The organism is Brucella grignonensis (assembly GCF_002252505.1).
GTDB lineage: Bacteria > Pseudomonadota > Alphaproteobacteria > Rhizobiales > Rhizobiaceae > Brucella > Brucella grignonensis.
In genome coordinates, this window is the sequence record NZ_NNRL01000032.1 from 1 (window position 1) to 1,976 (window position 1,976).

The window sequence follows — 1,976 nt, forward strand, 5'->3', positions numbered from 1 at the left end:
GTTCAATGCCTGCCAGAATATTTCGACTGGAACAGCGTTATTCGGCAAGGTGTATCGGATAGTCGCCCACGGCGTTGGTGCATCGCGGCCGCTTTGATGGTAGTTGAGTTGCGATTTCAAGCAGTCTGAGTTTTCGCATGCCGTTCAAGTTCCACGCGCCTCGCCGTCATCGGATACCAAAGACGGCGTACCGGATCAGGAACTGGTCGGAATATGATGCCGGCCTTGTTCGGCGCGGCGATATCCGTCTTTGGATGTCGGATGATACGATCGCCGGCTGGCGCGCTGCGTGCCGAAAGACGCCCGGCGGTCAGAGGCAGTTTTCCAATCTGGCGATCGAGACCGTCCTGACGCTGGGCGCGCTGTGCCGCTTTCCACTGCGCCAGACGGAGGGCTTTGTCCGATCGCTGATGGAGCTAATGAAGGTCGATCTGGTTGTACCTGATCATACGACCTTGGCCAGGAGGCGGCGCACCGTCGAGGTTTGTGACTATCGCTGGCCGCGCAAGGTGTCGGTGGACATTGTCATCGACAGTACGGGATTGAAGTTCTATGGCGCGGGCGAGTGGGCAAGGGCTAAACACGGAGAGACGCGCCGATCCTGGCGCAAATTGCACCTGTCGGTGAACCCGGACGACAATGAGATTATTGCCCATGAACTGACTGACGACGATACCTCTGATGCTGCAATCGCCGGCGATCTGGTCTCCAATTCCGGCGGCAATATCCGCTCGGTCATTGCTGACGGAGCCTATGATGGTGAGCCGGTCTATCGGGCGATCCGTGCGGCGCGACCATCAAGATCGCCGCCGAAGATCGTCATCCCGCCGGGCAAGCCCTCAATTCCCGAAAAGGGCGAACCGCATAGCGGAAGCCAGCGGGAACGGCATGCCGCGGAGATCGCCCACGGATACGGCAAGCGCTCTCTGGTCGAAACCGCCATCTCCCGCATCAAACGCATCAACGACGGACGCCTGACTTCCCGCACTTTCGGCTCTCAACAGAACGAGGTCGCCATTCACATCAGAATCGCCAACCGCAACATGGCTATCGCGAGGCCTATCTCCGAGCGTATCCGCTGAAATCGCCACAAAGTCAGGCTTCTATCGGGTAGCCTCGCTGCACCAGCGCCGCAGCCGATTGGTGTCCTGATATTCGTCGACCAGCACATGGTCCCAGCGTCCGCCGATCTCATCGGCAAGCGTGGCATCGCCCATGGTCTGCGCCCAGTAAAGCAGGAGATCATCGTAATCCAGGACGTTTTGGACCTGCTTGGCCTCGACATAGCCGGCGAACAGCTCGCGCAACTGCTTTTCCCATCCGGCACACCACGGAAAGCTCGCGCGCAGGATCTCATCGAGCGGCGCTTCGGCGTTCACGGCCCGCGAGTAAATTGAGAGACATGTGCCCTTCGCAGGGAACCGGCTTTCCATCTTCGACAAGCCGAGATCGTGCCGCACCAGGTTGAGCAAGTCGGCAGAATCCTCCCGATCGTGGATGGTAAATTGCGGATCGAGCCCGAGCTCGATCGCATATTCCCGGAGTAATCGGGCACCGATGCCGTGAAACGTGCCCGACCAGGCGAGCGCATCGGTCAGGATGCCTGCCTTCTCTCCAAGCGTTTTCGCGCAGATGCGCTCGACACGCCTTCCCATCTCGGCCGCCGCCCGCCGGGAGAACGTCATCAGCAGGATGCGGCGCGGATCGGCGCCCGACAGGATCAGGTGCGCGACGCGATGTGCCAAGGTGTTGGTCTTTCCCGAACCAGCCCCGGCGATGATCAGCAGTGGGCCGCCGACCTTGCCATCGGACAAGCCAACGCCGTGCTCGACTGCGGCACGTTGTCGGTCGTTCAATTTTTCCAGATGCGCCGCATTCATCCCCGTCTGCCCCGTATCCGCTTGAGAATCCACAATCATCGGCGAATACATGAGCGTCCCCCAAGCTAATCTATGACCATGTCCTCCGAAGACTCT

At 59.9% G+C, this 1,976-nt stretch carries 1 protein-coding gene and 2 pseudogenes; 2 read left to right on the forward strand and 1 reads right to left on the reverse strand.

Annotation, left to right across the window (positions count from 1 at the left end):
• Nucleotides 1-97 (forward strand): annotated as a pseudogene (locus CEV33_RS24730) (hypothetical protein); the annotation flags it as partial.
• Nucleotides 98-137: 40 nt separating this feature from the next.
• A complete protein-coding gene (locus CEV33_RS00380) occupies nucleotides 138-1,082 on the forward strand; it encodes an IS5 family transposase (RefSeq protein WP_094538656.1) in 945 nt (314 codons plus the stop codon).
• 48 nt (nucleotides 1,083-1,130) lie between these two features.
• Here the strand turns inward: CEV33_RS00380 and CEV33_RS00385 are convergent.
• A pseudogene (locus CEV33_RS00385) lies at nucleotides 1,131-1,880 on the reverse strand (UvrD-helicase domain-containing protein); the annotation flags it as partial.
• Between the last annotated feature and the right edge of the window lie 96 nt (nucleotides 1,881-1,976).

What these genes read in the sequence shown, in the direction of transcription:
- CEV33_RS00380 (WP_094538656.1), top strand. Translation starts at nt 138, where the DNA reads ATGCCGTTCAAGTTCCACGCGCCTCGCCGTCATCGGATACCAAAGACG.